The 20,483-nt window shown below is 71.1% G+C and carries 18 protein-coding genes; 10 read left to right on the top strand and 8 right to left on the bottom strand.

Going from position 1 to position 20,483, the window contains the following annotated elements; all coding sequences use genetic code 11:
• The first annotated feature begins 196 nt into the window (after positions 1-196).
• The 6 genes from argG (at position 197) to MHO01S_RS12410 (ending at position 7,262) form a co-directional block, all read left to right on the top strand.
• Entirely contained in the window at positions 197-1,639 is a 1,443-nt protein-coding gene (argG, locus tag MHO01S_RS12435) for an argininosuccinate synthase (RefSeq protein ID WP_061782382.1), read from the top strand.
• Between the two features lie 202 nt (positions 1,640-1,841).
• On the top strand, positions 1,842-2,465 hold the full coding sequence (locus MHO01S_RS12430) for a TetR/AcrR family transcriptional regulator (RefSeq protein WP_061782381.1): 624 nt from the start codon (positions 1,842-1,844) through the stop codon (positions 2,463-2,465).
• Positions 2,465-3,160 carry a hypothetical protein gene (locus tag MHO01S_RS12425; protein WP_060959638.1) on the top strand — a complete coding sequence of 232 codons (696 nt, stop codon included), beginning with the start codon at positions 2,465-2,467 and terminating at the stop codon, positions 3,158-3,160. The genes MHO01S_RS12430 and MHO01S_RS12425 overlap by 1 nt, the downstream gene beginning before the upstream one ends.
• Positions 3,157-5,010 carry a YhgE/Pip family protein gene (locus MHO01S_RS12420; protein WP_061782380.1) on the top strand — a complete coding sequence of 618 codons (1,854 nt, stop codon included), beginning with the start codon at positions 3,157-3,159 and terminating at the stop codon, positions 5,008-5,010. Before MHO01S_RS12425 ends, MHO01S_RS12420 begins: the two co-directional genes overlap by 4 nt.
• A gap of 243 nt (positions 5,011-5,253) precedes the next feature.
• Positions 5,254-5,820, top strand: coding sequence for an SRPBCC family protein (locus tag MHO01S_RS12415; protein ID WP_082734152.1), 567 nt, complete (start codon positions 5,254-5,256; stop codon positions 5,818-5,820).
• Positions 5,817-7,262, top strand: coding sequence for a phytoene desaturase family protein (locus MHO01S_RS12410; protein ID WP_061782379.1), 1,446 nt, complete (start codon positions 5,817-5,819; stop codon positions 7,260-7,262). The genes MHO01S_RS12415 and MHO01S_RS12410 overlap by 4 nt, the downstream gene beginning before the upstream one ends.
• A 184-nt stretch (positions 7,263-7,446) precedes the next feature.
• Here MHO01S_RS12410 and mnhG read toward each other — a convergent pair whose 3' ends face one another.
• From mnhG to MHO01S_RS12375, 7 genes are read right to left on the bottom strand one after another with little or no spacing between them, the layout of a single operon-like run.
• Positions 7,447-7,803 (bottom strand): monovalent cation/H(+) antiporter subunit G, encoded by a 357-nt coding sequence (gene mnhG / locus MHO01S_RS12405; RefSeq protein ID WP_060959635.1) that lies wholly within the window; start codon positions 7,801-7,803, stop codon positions 7,447-7,449.
• Positions 7,800-8,069, bottom strand: coding sequence for an MrpF/PhaF family protein (locus tag MHO01S_RS12400; RefSeq protein WP_060959634.1), 270 nt, complete (start codon positions 8,067-8,069; stop codon positions 7,800-7,802). The genes mnhG and MHO01S_RS12400 overlap by 4 nt, the downstream gene beginning before the upstream one ends.
• The gene (locus tag MHO01S_RS12395; RefSeq protein WP_060959633.1) at positions 8,066-8,647 is read right to left on the bottom strand and encodes a Na+/H+ antiporter subunit E; all 582 of its coding nucleotides are present in this window, start codon (positions 8,645-8,647) and stop codon (positions 8,066-8,068) included. The genes MHO01S_RS12400 and MHO01S_RS12395 overlap by 4 nt, the downstream gene beginning before the upstream one ends.
• A complete protein-coding gene (locus tag MHO01S_RS12390; protein ID WP_060959632.1) occupies positions 8,644-10,209 on the bottom strand; it encodes a Na+/H+ antiporter subunit D in 1,566 nt (521 codons plus the stop codon). Before MHO01S_RS12390 ends, MHO01S_RS12395 begins: the two co-directional genes overlap by 4 nt.
• Complete coding sequence (locus MHO01S_RS12385) at positions 10,206-10,763, bottom strand: Na(+)/H(+) antiporter subunit C (protein ID WP_061782378.1); 558 nt, start codon at positions 10,761-10,763, stop codon at positions 10,206-10,208. Before MHO01S_RS12385 ends, MHO01S_RS12390 begins: the two co-directional genes overlap by 4 nt.
• Entirely contained in the window at positions 10,760-13,696 is a 2,937-nt protein-coding gene (locus MHO01S_RS12380) for a Na+/H+ antiporter subunit A (protein WP_061782377.1), read from the bottom strand. The genes MHO01S_RS12385 and MHO01S_RS12380 overlap by 4 nt, the downstream gene beginning before the upstream one ends.
• 57 nt (positions 13,697-13,753) lie before the next feature.
• On the bottom strand, positions 13,754-14,803 hold the full coding sequence (locus MHO01S_RS12375; RefSeq protein ID WP_060959629.1) for a LacI family DNA-binding transcriptional regulator: 1,050 nt from the start codon (positions 14,801-14,803) through the stop codon (positions 13,754-13,756).
• An 88-nt stretch (positions 14,804-14,891) separates the two neighbouring features.
• Here MHO01S_RS12375 and MHO01S_RS12370 point away from each other — a divergent pair, with 88 nt between their 5' ends.
• The 3 genes from MHO01S_RS12370 (at position 14,892) to MHO01S_RS12360 (ending at position 19,237) form a co-directional block, all read left to right on the top strand.
• Positions 14,892-16,124 (top strand): MFS transporter, encoded by a 1,233-nt coding sequence (locus MHO01S_RS12370; protein ID WP_061782376.1) that lies wholly within the window; start codon positions 14,892-14,894, stop codon positions 16,122-16,124.
• A gap of 1,660 nt (positions 16,125-17,784) precedes the next feature.
• Positions 17,785-18,477, top strand: a complete 693-nt coding sequence (gene nucS / locus MHO01S_RS12365; RefSeq protein WP_060959627.1) for an endonuclease NucS — start codon at positions 17,785-17,787, stop codon at positions 18,475-18,477.
• Positions 18,478-18,541: 64 nt separating this feature from the next.
• Entirely contained in the window at positions 18,542-19,237 is a 696-nt protein-coding gene (locus MHO01S_RS12360; RefSeq protein ID WP_060959626.1) for an HAD hydrolase-like protein, read from the top strand.
• A 149-nt stretch (positions 19,238-19,386) separates the two neighbouring features.
• Here MHO01S_RS12360 and MHO01S_RS12355 read toward each other — a convergent pair whose 3' ends face one another.
• Positions 19,387-19,593: a cold-shock protein gene (locus MHO01S_RS12355; protein ID WP_028496198.1), complete on the bottom strand. Its 207-nt coding sequence runs from the start codon at positions 19,591-19,593 to the stop codon at positions 19,387-19,389.
• A gap of 203 nt (positions 19,594-19,796) precedes the next feature.
• Here MHO01S_RS12355 and MHO01S_RS12350 point away from each other — a divergent pair, with 203 nt between their 5' ends.
• Positions 19,797-20,447 (top strand): GntR family transcriptional regulator, encoded by a 651-nt coding sequence (locus MHO01S_RS12350; protein WP_060959625.1) that lies wholly within the window; start codon positions 19,797-19,799, stop codon positions 20,445-20,447.
• Positions 20,448-20,483 lie beyond the last annotated feature (36 nt).

The following is a 20,483-nucleotide window of genomic DNA, read 5'->3' as shown; positions in this document are numbered from 1 at the left end:
CCGATCCCACATCGGAGAGCGCACGTTGCCGACCACTATAGGACACCGGCGCCGTTTCCCGTCAACACGGCGACCCCCCGGACGACCCCCGGCTGGCCTCTCGGGCCGACCAGTCCGACAGCCCCGCGACGGGGCGGCCCGCTCCAGCCCGCCCCCGTCGCAGCGGCATCGGCGGCGCTCAGTAGACTGAGGTTCCATGTCGAAGGTCCTTCAGTCCCTGCCCGTCGGCGAGCGCGTCGGCATCGCCTTCTCGGGGGGTCTCGATACCTCCGTCGCCGTCGCGTGGATGCGCGACAAGGGTGCCGTCCCCTATACGTACACCGGCGACCTCGGCCAGTACGACGAGGACGACATCGCCTCGATCCCCGGTCGCGCGCTGCAGTACGGCGCCGAGCAGTCGCGACTCATCGACTGCAAGCCGCTCATGGTCGAGGAGGGTCTGGTGGCCCTCGCCTGCGGCGCCTTCCACATCCGCTCGGGCGGACGCACCTACTTCAACACGACGCCGATCGGCCGCGCCGTCACCGGCACGCTCCTCGTGCGCGCCATGAAGGAGGACGGCGTCGACATCTGGGGCGACGGCTCGACCTACAAGGGCAACGACATCGAGCGCTTCTACCGCTACGGACTGCTCGCCAACCCCGCGCTGCGCATCTACAAGCCCTGGCTGGACGCCGATTTCGTCACGGAGCTCGGCGGGCGCAAGGAGATGAGCGAGTGGCTCGTCGCCCATGACTTCCCGTACCGCGACTCGGTCGAGAAGGCCTACTCCACCGACGCCAACATCTGGGGCGCGACGCACGAGGCGAAGACCCTCGAGCACCTCGACGTCTCGCTCGAGGTCGTCGACCCGATCATGGGCGTGCGCTTCTGGGACCCGTCCGTGGAGATCGCGACCGAAGACGTGGCGATCACGTTCGAGGCGGGCCGCCCCGTCGCCATCAACGGCGTCGAGTTCACGGATGCCGTGGCCCTCGTCCGGGAGGCGAACGCCATCGGCGGTCGCCACGGCCTGGGCATGAGCGACCAGATCGAGAACCGCATCATCGAGGCGAAGTCCCGCGGCGTCTACGAGGCGCCGGGCATGGCGCTGCTGTTCATCGCCTACGAGCGGCTGATCAACGGCATCCTCAACGAGGACACGCTGGCGACCTACCACGAGCAGGGCCGCCGCCTCGGCCGTCTCATGTACGAGGGGCGCTGGCTCGAGCCGCAGTCGTTCATGCTGCGCGAGTCGATCCAGCGCTGGGTGGGCTCGGCGATCAGCGGCACGGTCACGCTGCGCCTGCGCCGCGGCGAGGACTACACGATCCTCGACACGGTCTCGCCGAACCTCTCCTACGCCCCCGAGAAGCTCTCGATGGAGCGCGTCGGCGACGCCGCCTTCGGCCCCACCGACCGCATCGGTCAGCTCACCATGCGCAACCTCGACATCGCCGACTCGCGTGCACGCCTCGAGCAGTACGCCGGGTTGGGCCTCATCGGCGGCGCCACCGCCGAGCTCGTCGGCGAGCTGTCCTCCGGCGAGTCCGCGGGGATCACCGGCCACGCCGCACCGTTCGACGCCGCGCGCGAGCAGCTGGCCGAAGCCCTGGACGAGGCCTCGGAGTCGGCGTCCTTCGACTTCGGCGCCGACTGACCGCGCGCTCACGGCGTTTCGACTCGGCGCTGCGCGCCTCGCTCAACGACCGGCATGCCCCACCCGCACCCCGGTCGTTGAGCGAGCGGAGCGAGTCGAAACGCCCCACCCGCACCACCCGGTCGTTGAGCGAGCGGAGCGAGTCGAAACGCCTTCAGCCCCGAAACTTGCACAACCGTGTGCAAGTTAATACACTGACCCGGTGACGACCACCGCACCCCTCCGTCGGCCCCGCAAGGATGCCGCCGCCAATCGCGCCGGCATCCTGCGCGCCGCAGCGACCACCCTCGCGGTCGACCCCTCCGCCTCGATCGACCAGATCGCCCGCGCCGCGGGTTTGTCCCGGCGCGCCCTCTACGGGCACTTCGACGACCGTCAGGCGCTGCTCACCGAGCTCATCTCCGCCGGCGCCCAGCGCTTCAACACCATCGCCTCCTCCCTCGACGAACCGCATCCGCCGCTCGCCCTCGCCCGCCTGACCGCGGCGCTGTGGGCCGAGGCCTCCCACGTGCAGGTCGCCGCCGCCCTCGCGCTCGACGAGACGCACCTCGAGCAGACGGCCACCGCCCTCGCGCCGCTGCGACGCGCTCTCGTCGCCGTCGTCCGCGCCGGGCAGGACGACGAGAGCCTCCGGGCCGACATGGCCGCACCGACCCTGGCCCGCCTCATCGAGGAGACGGCGCGCGCCGCCGTCAGCCGCATCGACGCATCGTCGCCCATCGCCGCCTCGCTGGCCGTCCGCGCCGTGCTGAGCATCGCGGGGCTGTCGTGGCGCGAGTCCGAGACGCTGCTCAACGCCCACCCCGACGTGCTGGACGCGAACTGATGCGCGTGCACCTCGACGAGGTCCAGAAGGGGCGGCGCGGCGAGGCCCTCGGCGCGACGAGCCTCACCTACCGCAGCGGCCGCGCCACCCTCGCCGTCGCCGAGACCGAACAGCGTCCCACCGTGCTCGGGCTCATCGCCTCGGGCCGCATGCGACCGGATGCCGGCACCGTCTCCCTCGACGATGCGGACGACCGCCGTGCCCACAACGCGCTGCGTCGCCGGGTCGCCCTGATCGACGCCCCCGATGTCAGCGAGCCGGCGCCGAACATCGCGGTGGCGGGTGTCGTCGCGGAGGAGCTGATGTTCGCCGGTCTCGCCTCCGACCCGCTCTCGGCACGGCGGTGGCTCGACGAGCACGATCTGCGCTCGTCCTCGCGTCTGCCGATCGCCGATCTCGCCCCCGCGCACCGTCTGCGCATCCTGCTCGAGCTGGCCTCGGCGCGTCCCGGCGTGGACGGCCTCGTCCTCGTCTCCCCCGACCGCCACGGCGGCGACCCCGCCCAGTGGTGGGAGCTCGCCGAGGAGTTCGCCGACCGCGGCTTCGCGGTGCTGGTCATCGCGGGCGAAGCGGCAGCCGCCGTCCTGTCCGACGCCTCGGCATCCCCCTCTCAGCATCCGTCGAGCGCCCGCGTCCTCAAGCCCAGTCGCGTGCGCCTGCGCCCCACCACCCCCCTCGCCGGAGGCCACCGATGAAGATCCCCGCCATGATCGCTGCCGAGCTGCGGCGCCTGACGGCGACGCGGATGTCGGTGCTCGCGCTCGTCGCCCTCATGCTCGTGCCCGTGCTCTACGGCGGCCTCTACCTGTGGGCCAACCAGGACCCGTACGGCCACTTCTCCGAGGTTCCGGTTGCGCTCGTCGATCTCGACGAGGGGTCGGGCAGCGGCGCCGACGCGGCCCAGTACGGCAGTCAGGTCTCGCAGCAGCTCATCGACGGTCACGCGTTCGACTGGCGCGCGCTGAGCGAGGCGGATGCCGCGACCGCCCTCCACGACGGCACGGTCGACTTCATCGTGACGATCCCCTCCGACTTCTCCGCCGCGCTGGTCTCCTCCGGGGGATCGGCCCCGCGGCAGGCGACGATCGGTTTGCAGACCAACGACGCCAACAACTACCTCGCCTCGACCATCGGCACGCAGGCCGTGGAGAAGATCCGCCGGTCGGTCGCGGAGCTCGTCGGGCAGGAGGCCGCCTCGCGTCTGCTCACGGGGCTCAGCGACATCCGCGCGCAGCTCGTCCAGGCCACCGACGGCGCGACGACCCTCACCGACGGCGCCCAGCAGGTCGCGGACGGCAGCACGACGCTGGCGCAGGGCACCGCGACCCTGGCGACCGGTGCCGCGACGCTCACGGGCGGCGCCACCCAGGTCGCCGACGGAGCGGCCCAGGTGGCCGACGGTGCCGCCCAGGTCGCCGACGGGACGGCGACCCTCGACGGGTACGCCGACCGGGCCGCCGCCGCGGGGCAGGACGTCGTGGACAGCCTGCCGCAGGCGCGCGCCGACATCGCCGCGCTCTTGGCCCAGCAGGGCGTCGACCAGGCGACCATCGACCGCGTCCTCGCCTCGCTCGATCCCGTCGGGGATGCCGCACGCGCCGGCAACGCGCGCCTCCAGTCGGCGGTCGCGCAGGTCGACCGCCTCGCCGCCGGCGCGGCACAGGTGGCTTCCGGTGCCGCCCAGGTCTCGTCCGGAGCCGCCCAGGTGGCGTCGGGCGCCGGGGCGCTCACCGACGGGGCGAACCAGGCGGCGACGGGAGCGGCGACGCTCTCGTCGGGCGCCGGTCAGGTGGCCTCGGGTGCGGCGCAGCTGCGCGACGGGCTCGCCTCGGGCGTGCAGGCCATTCCCGACACGGATGCCGCGACCCGCGACGCCCAGGCCAAGGTGATCTCCGACCCGGTGGCCGTCGACTCGAGCGCGCAGACCTCGGCCGGCGACTACGGCGCGGGCCTCGCGCCGTTCTTCGCGGCGCTGGCCGGATGGATCGGCATCTACGCGCTCTTCCTCATCGTGAAGCCGATCTCGCGCCGCGCCGTGACGGCGCTGCGCTCCCCGATCCGCGTGACGATCGCCGGCTGGCTGACGCCGGCGCTGCTGGGCAGCGTCGGGATGGTCGCCCTGTTCGCGGTGCTGTCGTTCACCCTCGGCTTCCGTTTCGCCAACCCGCTCGGCACCCTCGGCATCCTGATGCTGGCGTCGTTCACGTACGCGGCCATCATCCTCGCGCTGAACGTGTGGCTCGGGTCGGTCGGCCAGTTCGTGGGTCTGGTGATGATGGTGCTCCAGCTGGTGACCGCGGGCGGCACGTTCCCGTGGCAGACGCTTCCGGCGCCGCTCGCCGCACTGCACCACATCCTGCCGATGGGCTACGTCGTCGACGCCATGCGCCAGCTGATGTACGGCGGCGACCTCGCCCGGGTGAGCACCGACATCGGCGTGCTGCTGCTGTGGCTCGGCGGGGCGCTCGCGCTGTCGGCGGTGGGCGTCACCCGCATGACGCACCGCCGGACGCTGCGCGACCTGCAGCCGAGCCTCATCGGCTAGCCCCGCCCGCGCCGGTCGGGCGGCCGGGCGTCCGCTGCCGTCTTCAGTCTGGATGGGGGCGCGTCCCTCCCGGAACCCCGGAATTCCGGGCGTCGTGCCCGGCGGCACCGGCCGGGAGACTGAATACGGAACACCGGACCCCCACCCACAGCCCCAGCCGGGCGGCGCGGCGAGACGGCCTGTCAAGGCCCCTCGCCCCGCGGCGTTCCCGCCTACGATCGGAAGGGACCCGGAGGAGACCCCATGGCGACCGCCAGTGTCCGACTGTTCGACTGCACCCCCGACGACGTGTTCGCCGTGCTGGGCGACGGCTGGGTGTATCCGGCCTGGGTGGTGGGCGCCTCGCGCATGCGCGCCGTCGACCCCGAGTGGCCCGCGGAGCGCGCCCACATCCACCACTCCCTGGGCGCGTGGCCCGTGCTGGTCGACGACGACACGCAGATCGTCGAGTGGTCGCCCCCGCGGCGCCTGCGCCTGCGGGCCAAGGCGGGCCCGTTCGGACGCGCCGTCGTGGTCATCGAGGTGCGGCCCCGCGGGGAGGGCTGCGTCGTGCGTCTGGCGGAAGAGCCGGTCGGCGGCGCGGGACGTCTGCCCCGGTTCCTGTGGGCGCCGTTGCTGCACCTGCGCAACGAGGAGACGATCCGTAGGCTGCGCTACCTGTCGGAGGGCCGCCGTCGCGAACGCGACGCCGCGCAGACCTCCGCGCGACCGGCCGTGCCCGACCCGGCCGGCGGCACCCCCGATGCGGATGCCGTGGCCGACGCCGCCGAGGCGACGGATGCGCACGACGCGGCGGCGGGAGCGGCGTGACCGACGTCGAGGTGGTCGGCTCGGGACCCAACGGCCTCGCCGCGGCGGTCACGCTCGCGCGCGCCGGACTCTCGGTGCGGGTGTTCGAGCGGATGCCGCAGTGGGGCGGCGGTGCCCGCACGGCGGAGACCGTCGCCCCCGGGTTCCGGCACGACACGTGCTCGGCGGTGCATCCGCTGGCGGTGGCATCCCCCTTCTTCCGCGCGTTCGGCCTCGCCCGGCGCATCCCGTTCGTCACCCCGGAGATCTCGTTCGCCCACCCGCTCGGCGCGGCGGACGGGGGGTCCGGGATCGCCTACCGCGACCTCGACCGGACGGTGGCGGAGCTCGGACGCGACGGCGCCGCGTATCGACGGCTCCTCGGCCCGCTCGCCGCCCGCGCACGCGAAGTCGCGCGGTTCACGGGATCGCCGCTGCTGCGCGTGCCGCCGCATCCCGTCATCGTCGCGCGGTTCGGGATGCGGGCGCTGCAGCAGGGGAGCCCCCTCTGGAATGCGGGCTTCGCGGAGCGGGTGGCACCGGCGATGATGACGGGCGTCGCGGCGCACGCGATCGCCCCGCAGCCCAGTCCGGTCGCGGCGGCCGCGGGTCTCGCCCTGCAGGCGCATGCGCATGCCGCCGGATGGCCCCTTCCGATCGGCGGCTCCCAGGCGATCTCCGATGCCCTCGCCGACGATCTCCGCGCGCACGGCGGTGAGATCGTCACCGATCACGAGGTGACCTCGCTCGACGAGCTCACCGCGGCGGCGATCGTGCTCGACGTGACCCCGCGCGCGCTGATCCGACTCGCCGGGCACCGGATGCCGGCCGGCTACCGGAGCCGTCTGGAGCGCTTCCGGTACGGCAGCGGGTCGGCGAAGGTGCAGTTCGCGCTGTCGGGGCCCGTCCCCTGGGCCGACGAGCGCATCGCGCGCGCCGGCACCGTGCACGTCGGCGGCACGCGCGAGCGCATCGCCGCGGGCGAGCGGGAGGTGCTGGCGGGGCGGCACGCGGCATCCCCGTACGTGCTCGTGGCGCAGCCGTCGGTGTTCGACTCGACCCGCGCCCCGGCCGGGCAGCACGCGCTCTGGGCGTACACCCACGTCCCGACGGGTTCGACGGTGGATCAGACGGAGGCCGTCACTCGCGCGATCGAAGAGGTGGCCCCCGGGTTCCGCGACGTCATCCTCGCCACGCGCGGCACGACCGCCGCCGAGCTCGCTCTCGACAACCCCAACTACGTGGGCGGCGACATCGCCGCCGGCGCCGCGACGCTCCCGCAACTGCTGGCCCGCCCCGTCCTGAGCGCGGACCCGTGGCGGACGCCGCTGCCCGGCGTGTACCTCTGCGGAGCCTCCACCGTGCCGGGCCCGGGCGTCCACGGCCAGTCGGGATGGTTCGCGGCCCGCAGCGTGCTGCGCCACGAGTTCGGCATCGCGCGGACACCGTCCCTCGCCCCCTGACCGCGCCGGCGCGCGGTCAGGGAGGATGTCGGGGCCGGGCCGGTCACCCCCCAGTTCCGCGCCCGGCTCCCGACCCTTCGAGTGTGACGCGTCGGAAGGCCGCCGCGTCGTCCGTCCACAGGTGCGGATCGGAGATCTCCGATCCCCCGGGTTGTGGAGGAGGGTACGCGCCGTCGGCGGGTGCTCAGCCGCCGGCGCCGGGGGGCGTCCGGCGGGCGGCGTCGAGCTCGTCGACGTACAGCGAGCGCTCGTCGATCGTGCCGTTGCGGTAGGCCTGACGGCCGACCATGTGCGCCGACAACGGCGCGGTCGCCAGCTGCATCATCACGATGGGCACGAGGAAGGCGATGACGGGCCACGACCGCAGCGACAACGCGATCGCGAGGCAGATGAGGATGAGACCCAGCACCTGGGGCTTGGTGGCGGCGTGCAGCCGAGTGGGCACGTCGTGGAAGCGCAGGAGCCCGATCGCGGCGGTGATGCAGAGCAGCCCGCCGATCAGCACGAGCACGAGGGCGGCGGTGTCGAGGATCTCGTTCATCGGTCGGTGTTGTCCCTCCGCGCGACGAAACGGGCCACCGCGATCGAGCCGAACACGCCCACCGCCGCGATGATGAGCAGCGCCGGCAGCGAGCGGGTGTGATGGTTGATGACCATGTCGGCGCCGAGCGCGCACATCACCAGGGTCAGCAGCACGTCGGATGCCACGGCGCGGTCGAGGATCGACGGCCCGACGATGATCCGCCACAGCGTCAGGAGCCCGGCGATCGCGAAGACGACGTAGACGGCGACGATCAGGACGTTCATCGGCCCGCACCCCCTTCGCGCGGGCTCTGGGCACCCGCGGTGCGGATGGCGGCGAGCTGGGCGCGCGATCCCACGGCGCGGACGATACGCGACTCCCAGCCCTGCACCGCGCGGCGCTGGTTCTCCACGTCGCGGTCCGACGAGACGCCGATGACGTGCAGGTAGAGGATGCGACGGTCACGATCGACGTCGACGATGAGCGACCCCGGGATCAGCGAGGCGGTCACGCCGACGTGCGCCATGATCAGGTCGTCATCGGTGCGCAGCGGCACGGCGATGACCGCCGTGCCCGGGTAGCGCCGTGGGTTCAGCGTCTGCCAGGCGACCAGCAGCGAGCCGCGGATCAGCGCCAGGAAGAACATCACGACGAACACGGCGCCGTACCAGATGTTGACCCGGCCGGAGAGCTCCACGGGGGGAAGGCGGAAGACGCGGGTGACCACGATCGCGACGATCAGCCCCGTGACGGCGGCGAGCACCGTGAACTGTCCCCACAGCAGCATCCAGAGGGCGACGAGCCAGACGAAGAAGGGGAGCTGGCGCCACACAGCGGACGCGACCGAGGTGGACGGGCTCACGATCCGCCTCCTTCATCGAGCTGCACGAGCGTGACCGGCGTCAGGAGGGCGTCGCCGATGCTCGCGCACAGCGCGTACAGCGGTCCCGCGAAGATCGTGAGGGCGACCGTGACGGCGACCATTCCCGCGGTCGTCGCCGTCATGATGCGCGGAATGACGCGCCGCGCGCCCTCGTCGTCGGCGGCCGGGGCATCGCCGAGGTAGGAGATGCGGTCGACGACGCCGGTCTCCTCGGTGTGGTCGTCGTCCTCGCGCCAGAAGGCGAGGTTCCAGGCGCGCATGAGTGTGTAGAGCGTGAGCAGCGAGGTGACGATGCCGCCGATGATCAGCACGTACATCAGGGGCGTTCCCACCTCGGCGGCGGCGTCGAAGAGCGCGAGCTTGCCGATGAATCCGGAGAACGGCGGCAGACCGCCCAGGTTGATGGCCGGGATGAAGTAGAGCACGGCGATCACCGGCGCGGCGCGCATCAGCCCCTTGACCTTGAGGATCGAGGTCGATCCGGCCCGCCGCTCGATCAGTCCCACCGCGAGGAACAGGGTGGTCTGCACGATGATGTGGTGGACCATGTAGTAGATGGTCGCGCCGAGGGCCAGCGGGGTGGCGATGGCCAGTCCGAAGACCAGGTAGCCGACGTGGCTGACGAGGGTGAACGACAGGATGCGCTTGAGCTCGGCCTGCGCCAACGCGCCCAGCACGCCCACGATCATCGTGGCGAGCGCGACGATCAGCAGCAGGGTGTTGACGTCGTTGTCGCGGAAGATCTGCGTCTCGGTGCGGATCATCGCGTAGACGCCGACCTTGGTCAGCAGGCCCGCGAACACCGCGGTGACGGGAGCCGGAGCGGTCGGGTACGAGTCCGGAAGCCAGAACGACAGCGGGAAGACCGCGGCCTTGATGCTGAAGGCGAGCAGCAGCATCAGGTGCAGCACGAGCTGCGTCGAGTCGGGCAGCTCGGTCATGCGTTCGGCGAGCTGCGCGATGTTGACGGTGCCCAGCGCGCCGTAGATCGCGGCGATCGCGGCGAGGAAGAGGATCGACGACACCAGCGACACCACGATGTACACGACGCCGGCGCGGATGCGGGACTCGGTGGATCCGAGGGTGATGAGCACGTACGAGGCCACGAGCAGGATCTCGAAACCGACGTAGAGGTTGAACAGGTCGCCCGCGATGAACGCGTTGAAGATGCCCGCCGACAGGATCAGGTAGGAGGGGTGGAAGATCGTGACGGGGGTGTCGTCGTCGCCGTCGGCGGCGCCCTGCCCGACCGAGAAGAGGAGGACCGCGAGCAGCACGATGCTCGAGATGACGACGAGCAACGCGGCGAGACGGTCGACGTACAGCACGATGCCGAACGGGATCGGCCAGCCGCCCACCGACACGGCGATCGCCTGCCCCGACGAGTCGACGGTGTACAGGAGCACGGCGGCGATCGCCAGCACGAGCGTGAGGGTGACGACGGACACGCCGACCTGCACGCGGCGCTGACGACCGAAGACGAGCGCGATGCCGGCCCCGAGCAGGGGGAGGGCGACGAGGAGCGGGACGAGGGCGTTCACCGCGGCTCACCTCCCTCGTCGCGGCGACCTCGCGCGTCGCCGCGCGGGCGGTCCACGGGGGCGTCGTCGCGGATGCCGTCGAGATCGCGGTGGTGCAGGACGGTGATCGGTGCCGTGTCGGTGCCGATGAAGTCGGTCGTCGCGTCGTCGTCCTCGTCCTCGATCGAGGTCTCATCATCCATCTGGTCTTCCTCGACGGTGCCGCGATCACGCACGGCGATGTCCTCTTCGTCGTCGACGACGGTGTCGGCCTGGCCGAGCTGCCACGACCGGTAGATGAGCGCCAGCAGGAAGGCCGACACGGCGAAGGTGATGACGATGGCCGTCAGGGTGAGCGCCTGCGGCAGCGGATCGCTCATCTCCTCGACATCGCCCGACCCGAAGAAGGAGGCGACGCCGGGGCGACCCATCACGATGAGCAGGAAGAGGTTGGTCGCGTTGCCGAGCAGCAGGAACCCGATCAGCACGCGGGTGAGGCTGCGCTCAAGCATCGCGTACACGCCGCACGCGAAGAGCACCGCCATGATGATGACGAGCACCGCGGACACCGTCATGAGACCGTCACCCCCCGCTCGCGCAGCTCCTGCGTCTGGCGGTCGACCTCGCCGCCGAGCGAACGCAGCACGTCGAGCACGAGGCCGATGACGACCAGGTAGACACCGATGTCGAAGAGGGTGGAGGTGACGAACTCGATGTGGCCGATGACGGGGATCTCCGTCTCCCAGAACCAGCTGGTCAGCGGCGGCAGGCCGAACAGCAGCGGCACGACGGCGCAGGCGACGGCCAGCGTCATGCCGGCGCCGAGGAGCCGTCCCGCGTCGGTCGGCGCGGCCGCGCCCAGCTCGTACCGGCCACCGGCGACGTAGCGCATGACCAGCGCCATGCCCGCGACGAGGCCGCCCGCGAACCCGCCGCCGGGGAGGTTGTGCCCGGCGAAGAGCAGATAGATCGAGACGACGATGATCGTGTGGAAGAGGATCCGGACGATGACCTCGAGCATGATCGACCGGTTCTCGGGGCGCACCTTCTGCCCGCCGACCAGCCAGGTCTGCCGTGTGCTGCCGGGAGCGCTCGCGCGCGGTCGGGGGCCCTCGTCGGTCTCGATGAGGGGTCGCCGGGTGCGCGTCGCGCCCGTGGGCAACGCCGAGATCGACCGCGAGATGAGATCCGAGCGGTGCGTGACGAACACGAGGGATGCCACGCCGGTCGCCGCCACGATGAGCACGGACAGCTCGCCCATGGTGTCCCAGCCGCGCAGGTCGACGAGCGCCACGTTGACGACGTTCTTGCCGTGGCCGAGCTCGTAGGCGAGCTCGGGGAAGCGCTCCGAGATGGGCGTCGCCACCCGGGCGCCGGTGGCCACCATCGCCACCATCGCCATCGTCGCCCCCACGGCGACCGCGAGGATCGCGCGCGCCAGCGGCAGCACCGACGCGTTGTGCTCGCCGAGTCGGGCGGGGATGCGGCGCAGCACCAGCGCGAAGGCCACGAGGGTGACCGTCTCGACGAGGATCTGCGTCAGGGCGAGGTCGGGTGCGCCGCTGGAGGCGAACAGCGCGATCATGCCGAGCCCGGTGGCCGAGACGAGCACGACGCCGGTGTAGCGCTTGCGTGCCCGGACGGCGAAGATCCCGGCGATGATCATGATCGGCGCGACGACCAGCTGCATGGGGGTCTGCCACGCGTCCAGCGAGATCTGCCACGACGGGCTCGCCAGCAGGGCGGTGCCCTCGGCGGCGACGAACACGACGAAGATCGTGCCCACGTACACCGGCAGCGACCCGCGCTGGGTGAACGTGGTGGTCCACACCGCCAGGCGCGCGATGACGCGCAGGGACGCGTTGTAGACGTCGGCCGCGGTGAAGGGCAGGATGCGGCGCGGGACGAGTCCGGTGCGCTGGGCCAGCCAGAACAGCACGGCACCGAGGGCGATGCTGCCGAGCGAGAGGAAGAGCGCGGGCTCCCATCCGTGCCAGAGCGCGAGGTGGTACGGGTACCCGTTCTCCCCGCCGGCGGCCGGAAGGGTGTCGGCGTAGCCGGAGAACGCGGCGTCGAGCAGCGGCGCGGCGAAGCCCGCGACGACGGTGAGTGCCGACAGCAGCACCGGCGCGGCGAGGAATCCCATCGGCGGGTCGGGCCACACCGTGACCGGCAGCGGCGTGCCGGCGGCATCCTTCTTCGTCCAGAACGCGCCCCACACGAACCGCAGGCCGTACGCCGTCGTCAGCACCGAGCCGAGCACGATCCCGACGAGCGGGATGAGGGCTTCCGGGCGCGACCCGCCTTCGAGCAGCGAGGTCAGCACGGCCTCCTTCGCCACGAATCCGACCGTGGGTGCCAGTCCCACCATCGAGGCGATCGCGATGATCGAGAAGACGGCCAGCGTCGGGGCCTGGCGGCCGACTCCGGACAACTCGCCGATGTCACGCGTGGAGAGCTGCCGGTCGATCACGCCCACGACCAGGAACAGCGACGACTTGAACAGCGCGTGGCCGATCAGCAGCGCGAGACCGGCGAGCGCCGAGTTGCGCTCCCCGTAGCCGAGGACGACGGTGAGCATGCCCAGCTGGCTGACGGTGCCGAACGCGAGGATGCGCTTGAGGTCCGACTCGCGCAACGCCTGGAGGCCGCCGAGCAGCATCGTGAACAGGCCCAGGCTGATCACGATCGGACGCCAGAACTCGCTGTGCGCGAAGGCCGGAGCGAGGCGGGCGATGAGGTAGATGCCCGCCTTCACCATCGCGGCCGCGTGCAGGTAGGCGCTCACCGGCGTCGGCGCCGCCATGGCGCCCGGGAGCCAGAAGTGGAAGGGGAAGATGGCCGACTTGCTGAGTGCGCCGACCAGCAGCAGCACGATCGCCACGTTCAGCAGACCTTCGCTGCCGGGCCTGAGCGTCGCGGTGCCGCCGACGATGGCGGCCAGGCTGTTGGTGCCGTAGATCACCGCCATCATGACCGCGCCGACGAACATGACGAGACCGCCGAGCGTCGTCACGAGCAGCGCCTGCAGCGCGGCACGGCGGCTCGCGCCACGCGCGTGGTAGAAGCCGATGAGGAGGTAGGACAGGATGCTGGTGATCTCCCAGAGCATCACGAGCACGATGATGTCGTCGGTCAGGACGAGGCCGTACATCGCTCCCGCGAACCCGAGGAGGACGGCGGCGAACAGGCCGACGCCCTGCTTCTTGCCGTCGAAGTACCAGCGGCAGTAGATCAGCACGAGGGCCCCGACGCCGGTGACGATGAGCGTCATGAGCCAGCCCAGCGTGTCCATGCGCATCGACAGATCGATCCCGAGCTGCGGGATCCACGACACCGATTCCGTCGGCACCCGACCGGCGATGACTTCGGGGGTCATGAGCAGCGCGTGGACGAAGGCCACGACCGGCAGGACCGCCGCGACGAGGAACGCCCGTGGGCCGATGCGACCGAACAGCCATGGCAGCGACAGCGGAACGACCGCGAACGCAGCCAGGAGCACGAGCAATCTGGCCTCCTGACAGGTCGCGGGGGTCGGATTCCCAGTCTACCCGGGCGTGCGGGCCTAGCCGACCCGCGCGGTGGTGTTGCCGAGGCGGAAGGTGGAGATCAGATCGACGGATGCGGGCTCCCGCCCGTCGAGCATGGCGGCGATCGCGGCGCCTGCGGCGCGGCCCTTGTCGGTGGCGGGCTGCACGAGAGTGGTCAGCTCGTAGGGGGCAAGGCCGTCCACGGGCACCCCGTCGAAACCGGTGACGCTGACGTCTTCGGGCACGCGCAGCCCCGCGTCCTCGGCCGCGCGGATGACGCCCGCGGCGAGCAGGTCGCTCTGCGCGATCACGGCCGTGGGACGCGTCCGCGGGTCGGCGAAGAGCACCCGTCCCGCCGCGAACCCGTCGTCGATGGAGCTGCCCCCCGTCGCGAGCGCGGGCGCGTCGGGGAAGACGTCGCGTGCGCCCTGCAGGCGATCGCGGGTGACGTCGACGGTGATGTCGGCGTCGGGCGCGATCCAGCCGACGGTGCCCGCGGCATCCTGCCAGAGGGTGACGATCGCCACGCGCGTGTGGCCGAGGTCGCGGATGTGCTCGGCCGCCCGGCGCTCCGCCTCGCGGTTGTCGAGGGCGATGCGCGGGATGCCCTCGCCCGCGTCGCCCTCCACCACGACCACGGGGATGCCGCGCGCCAGCACGATCGGCAACGACTCCCGCAGCGACCCGTCGCATCCGATCAGGACGGCCGCGTCGATCGATGCCGTCGTGAGGGTGGGGGCGTTCTCGATGTCGAGCTCCGCGTCTCGGCGCAGCAGCAGCAGGCCGGCGCCGAGCGGAGCGACCGCCTCCGCCAGACCGTCCATGAGCAGACGCTGCACGGGGTCGACGAACATGAAGTTGAGCGACGAGCCGACCACGACGGCGACGATGCCGCTGCGCCCCAGTCGCAGCGACGCCGCGCGCGGATCGGGACCCGTGTAGCCGAGCGAGGCGGCCGCGTCCATGACGCGCAGCCGAGTGGTGTCGGAGACCGGTGTCTTGCCGCTGAAGACGACGGACGCCGTCGACGGCGACACGCCCGCGACCCGAGCGACGTCGGCGATGGTGGCGCGGCGGTTCGTCACTCCCCGATGGTAACTCGCGTCAGAGGCGATCCGAAACGATTCGTCGAATCGTTTCGGCGAGGGTCGAATCGATTCGCTAAGGTGAAGTGTGATCACCAGAACCACTCTCGATCGTCGCGGACTCGTCCGATGGCGCACCGCGATCTTCACCCTGTTCCTCCTGAGCGGAGTGACGTTCGCGTCGTGGGCGTCGCGCCTGCCGGCCGTCAAGCAGAACCTGGGCATCGACGACTTCGAGGTCGGCATCCTGCTCTTCGCGATGGGCGCGGGCTCGCTCCTGGGAGTGATGTCCGCGAACGTCATCGTGGTGCGGTGGGGCGCCAAGCGAGGGCTGTCGGTCACGATCGTCGGCGTCGCCGTCGGCCTCTTCCTCGCCGCCCTCGGCGTCGATGCGCTCTCCTCCTACGCGGTCGCCGTCGCGGGCCTCGCCATCCTCGGGCTGTGCTTCGGCGCGACCGACGTCATGATGAACGTCGAAGCGGCCGCCGTCGAGCAGGCCTTCGAGCGGACGCTGATGCCGCTGTTCCACGCGTTCTTCAGCCTCGGCACGGTCGCCGGGGCCGGCGTCGGCGTCGCGATGGCGGCGTGGGGCGTCGGGGCCTCCTGGCACCTCGGCACGGTCGCCGTGGTCTGGCTGATCGTGACCGCCAACGCGTTGCGCGCGATCCCCGCGCAGGCGCTGGCTGTCGTCGACTCCGAGGCCGTGGCCCCGTCGCGTGGCGCGCGGTTGCACGCGGCCCTGGAGGTGTGGCGCGACCCGCGCACCTACGCCATCGGCGCCATCATCCTCGGCATGGCCTTCGCCGAAGGCAGCGCCAACGACTGGCTGACCATCGCCGTGGTCGACGGCCACGGCGAGTCGGAGGCGATCGGCGCGATCTTCCTCACCGTGTTCTCCGTGTCGATGACGGTCTTCCGCGCCGCCGGCGGCCCGCTCGTCGACCGCATCGGACGCGTGTGGACCCTCCGCGCCCTCTCGATCGCGGCGGGCCTCGGCCTGATCGTGTTCATCCTCGCGCCCAACCTCCCGCTCGCCTTCGTGGGCGTCGCGCTGTGGGGCGCCGGCGCCTCGCTCGGCTTCCCGCTCGGCATGTCGGCGGCGGCGGACGACCCCCGCAAGGCCGCCGCGTCGGTGTCGGCCGCGGCGACGATCGGCTACGTCGCCTTCCTGTGCGGGCCGCCCGTCCTGGGCTGGGTCAGCCACCAGATCGGCATCCTGAACACCCTCTGGATCATCGTGGCGCTCATCGCGATGAGCGGCTTCGCCTCCGGAGCGGCCAAGCCCATCGCCGGCTCGAAGGTCGGCGTCGGCCACCACTGACTCGCGCGTCCGAGGGCGGATGCCGCCTCCCGAAGCCGTGGATGCGTGAACGGATGTCGGAGGGTCGCGAGACGATCGAGGTACGACGGACGTCGCGCCGGGGGGCGTCATGGAGGCCGGCAGCGGTGGCCGGTTCGTGGCCGCGCTGGCGGGTCTCGTCGACGAGACCGACGCGGTGGCTCGTGCGGCGACGGCGGCACAGGTGGCCGAGGTGTGGGTGCTCGCGCGCGCCGGTCGGCTGGCAGAGCCGGAGACCGCGACCCTGCGCGGGTCGGTACGCGAGCACGACATGGCGCTGCGCTCGGTCGCCGCGGAGCTCGGCGGGGTGCTGCGGGTGACCGACCGCACGGTGCAGCAGCGCATCGGTGAGGCGCGCGAACTCGTCGAGGGCTTTCCGGCGACACTTCAGGCGTGGGAGTCGGGGAGGATCACGCGCGGTCATGTCCGCGTGGTCGTCGACGCCGGTGGCCCTGGCCGAGAGGATATCCCTCCCAGCCGGAACGAATCATCACATAGCCAGAGCCATCCACCCTGCGTGTCAGCAGAGCGTGACGTAGGGCGACCAAGCAGTCCATGCACCGGTCGTGAGTCCACCCTGGACCTGAACACACGTCGACCCGGGAGCGTAAACCTGGTAGCCGTACGCCCAGCCGCCGGGGTAAAGGTCGCTGCTTGTGATGGCGCCCGAGTCGGGCAGAGATCCTTGCGCGTAACGACGGATGTACGTCTTACTTAAGGCATCCGAGGTGCCGCTGTTGTAGACGCGTACCCAGTTCGTCTGACAACTCGGCGAGTAGCGGACCTCCATGTACCCGACGAGAGGCCCCGACCCGTTGGCGTACAGGTTGTAGGTCTTGATGGGGTAAGAGCCGCTTGCGCAGTAGTCGGGCCCGCCTGCCGGATCGGTGTTGTCGAACCCTGTCCCCGAAGTTGCGGATGCTGGGACGGCGGTTGAGCCGACGAGGAGAGCGACCAGTGCTGCTCCTATGGTGATTCGCTTGCCGAAACTGAGGCGCATAGCTAATCCCTTCTTCAATGCAACGTCCGTCGCGTTGGTGGGTCTCTGCGCGACTCATGGCTTCGCGGAACACGGGGCCAACTCCCGATGAGGCTCAAGTTAGCCGTCGCCATTGAGGCGATGAATCCCACAAATGAGTGAAACCGCCGTACGCCGTGGCGACGCTGAAGCGTGGCCTCATAGAGGTCGACTCCCTGACGGCAGTGCACTCCGTGTATGTCGCTGCGTGGGTGCCCCTGAGAGCCATCGATATGAGGGGTGGACGGTAGCGTAGGGTCAAGCCGCAAAGCACGGGAGGAAGCGTTGGGTCGCTACAACCTTGAGCAGCTCGGACCCGTTGGCTTCCAGGATCTGGCGGCGTCTCTCGCACTTGCCGTGTTCGGCCCAGGCGTTCAGACACTTGGCTCTGGACGAGACGGTGGCCGCGATATGACCTGCACGGGACGCACGCAGTGGCCCTCCGAAGGCGATGCACGCGGTGAGATCTGGGACGGATACACCGTGGGATTCGTCACGAGTCCTTCACCACCCGATCACGATCGCCCCCCGCGGGGGTCTCCCCCACCGTTCTGACGGTCACCCGGTGCTGCCCGGTGCTACCCCGGCGATGATCGCGCGCCCGGAGACTGCGAGACTGGACGGGTGCGTCTCATCATCGCCCGCTGCTCCGTCGACTACTCCGGACGGCTGAACACCCATCTTCCGCTCGCCACGCGTCTCATCATGATCAAGGCCGACGGGACGGTCGCGTTCCATCGAGACATCCAACACGCCCCCCTCAACTGGATGAGCCCGCCCTGCACGCTCACCGTCGAGGTGCCGGATGCCGAGTCGATCGCCGCCGGCGTGCAGGAGCACTGGCGGGTGACGCACGCGAAGACCGGCGACGCCCTGCTGGTGCGCATCTACGAGGTGCTGCACGACTCCTCGCACGAGCTGGGCGTCGACCCCGGACTGCAGAAGGACGGCGTCGAGGCCGACCTGCAGCGACTGCTGGCCGAGCAGGTCCAGGTCATCGGCGACGGGCTCACCCTCGTGCGTCGCGAGTTCCCGACGGCGATCGGACCCGTCGACCTGCTGCTGCGCAACCCCGCGGGCGGCACGATCGCCGTCGAGGTGAAGCGTCGCGGCGACATCGACGGCGTGGAGCAGCTCACCCGCTACCTCGACCTGTTGAACCGCGACCCGCACCTCGCACCGGTGGCGGGCGTGTTCGCGGCGCAGGAGATCAAGCCGCAGGCCAAGACGCTCGCCGGCGACCGCGGCATCCGTTGCGTGACCCTCGACTACGAGGGCATGAAGGGCATCGAGTCGGGCGCGCCGCGGCTGTTCTGACCCCGGCATCCGCACCCGCGGGACCGCGGTCTGCGTCGGCGCTCCCGCTCGTTAGGCTGAGGGCATGGCGTTGAGATCTCCGTGGACCTGTGTGCTGTGGGACGTCGACGGGACTCTCGTCGACGCCTCCGACGGGATCCTGCGTCGTCTGACGACCGCGCTGGAGCACTTCGGCAAGCCCGCGCCGACGCGCGAGGAGCTCGTCCACTGGATCGGTCCGCCGATGTTCGAATCGTTCCAGACGAACGTGGGGATGTCGCCCGCCGAGGCCACCGAGGCGGTCGCCTTCTACCGCACCCTCGGGAAGGCCGACGGCTACACGACCGGAGCGCGGCTCTACCCCGGGGTCGCCGACATCATCGCCGAGCTGGACGACGCGGGCGTCGCTCAGGCCACGGCGAGCTCGAAGCCGGAGGTGCAGGTGGTCGCCCTCATGGAGCACTTCGACCTGGCCCCGCACCTGCAGGCGATGGCCGGATCGACGCCCGATGAGAAGACCCTCGCGTCGAAGTCGGACATCGTCGCCGAGGCGCTGCGGCGCCTGCGCGCCGCGGGAGCCGACACGAGCCGGCCCGTCCTGATCGGTGACCGACACCACGATGTCGACGGCGGTGCGGCACAGGGAGTGCCGGTGATCTTCGTGCGATGGGGATTCAGCTGGCCGCACGAGGCGGACGGCGCCGCGGCGGCCGTCGACGACGCCGCGCAGTTGCGCGCGCTCCTCCTCATCGACGACGCGGCATCCGCTCCCGCGGATTGACGTCGACCGCGTGGGCGGTCGACGACCCGACGCGGAACCGTCACCACGGAGGCGGGCTCACGCGCCGAAGGAGCCGCCGCCGCACCGTGACGGTGGGCGACGGCTCACGCCGACGTGAAAACGGCCCGCTCGGAAGCGGGCCGTTCAACTCACAGGGGGCGGATGTTCTCCGCCTGCAGGCCCTTGGGGCCCTGGGCGATCTCGAACTCGACGCGCTGGTTCTCCTCGAGCGAGCGGTAGCCGCCCGACTGGATGGCGGAGTAGTGGGCGAAGACGTCAGCGCCGCCCTCATCGGGAGCGATGAACCCGAAGCCCTTCTCCGAGTTGAACCACTTGACGGTACCGCTGGTGCTCATGAACTGCCTTACTGACGTGCGACGACGACGCGACTGCGCCGACGGGGTCCACGCTAACGGTCGGCATCCTCGCGCGCAGTACCAGATGAGACAAGGTGACACAAACGTTGCAAGAACTCCGCCGAAAGTGGCAACGCCGCCGCCCCGGCGCAGGGGTCCTCGGGGTGTTTCCGGGCGCAGGCGGACGTACACTCTTCCCAGCGATGTCCCCGAAACTCTCGCCCATCGATCACAGCGATCTGACCAGCGGCGTCAGCCTCAGCGATGAGGTCTACGCCCGCATCGGCGCGGCGATCCTCGACGGCACCCTCGCGCCCGGCGAGCGCCTGCGCGACGTCGACATCGCGACGCAGTTGGGCATCTCCCGCACCCCGGTGCGGGAGGCGCTGCAGCGGCTGGAGCGATTCGGCCTCGTGGAGGTCGCCGTCGGCCGCTACACCCGTGTCTCCGTCCCGGACGACCGCGTGCGCCGTGAGACCGGGGTCTTCACGGCCTACCTCATGGGCAACGCCGTCCGTCTCGCGCTCAGCGCCGCAACGGACGAGGAACTGGCCGTGATCGTCGCGACAGCGGATGCCGTCGTCGACAGTGCCCGCGCGGAGGACGTCGCCCTCCTCTTCGCGAAGTGCACCGAGATGTTCGAGCTGGTGACCCGCGCCACGCACAACTCGGTGTTCATCGGCGTCGTGCGCGAAGCCGCGCTCGCCATCGAACGCAACCTGCGGGGGTGGGAGCCCTTCCTCGCCGACACGGTCCGACGCGTGGACCTCTTCGTGCGGCTGCGCGCACAGATGCACGCCCGCGACGGCGCCGGGGCGGAGCAGAGCCTGCGGGAGCTGCACGGCGTCGCCTGATCCGGGCCGCCCCGACTCGCCGGCATCCGCGAGACG

Source organism: Microbacterium hominis NBRC 15708 (assembly GCF_001592125.1).
GTDB lineage: Bacteria > Actinomycetota > Actinomycetes > Actinomycetales > Microbacteriaceae > Microbacterium > Microbacterium hominis.
This window is presented reverse-complemented; position numbering and strand designations above follow the sequence as displayed.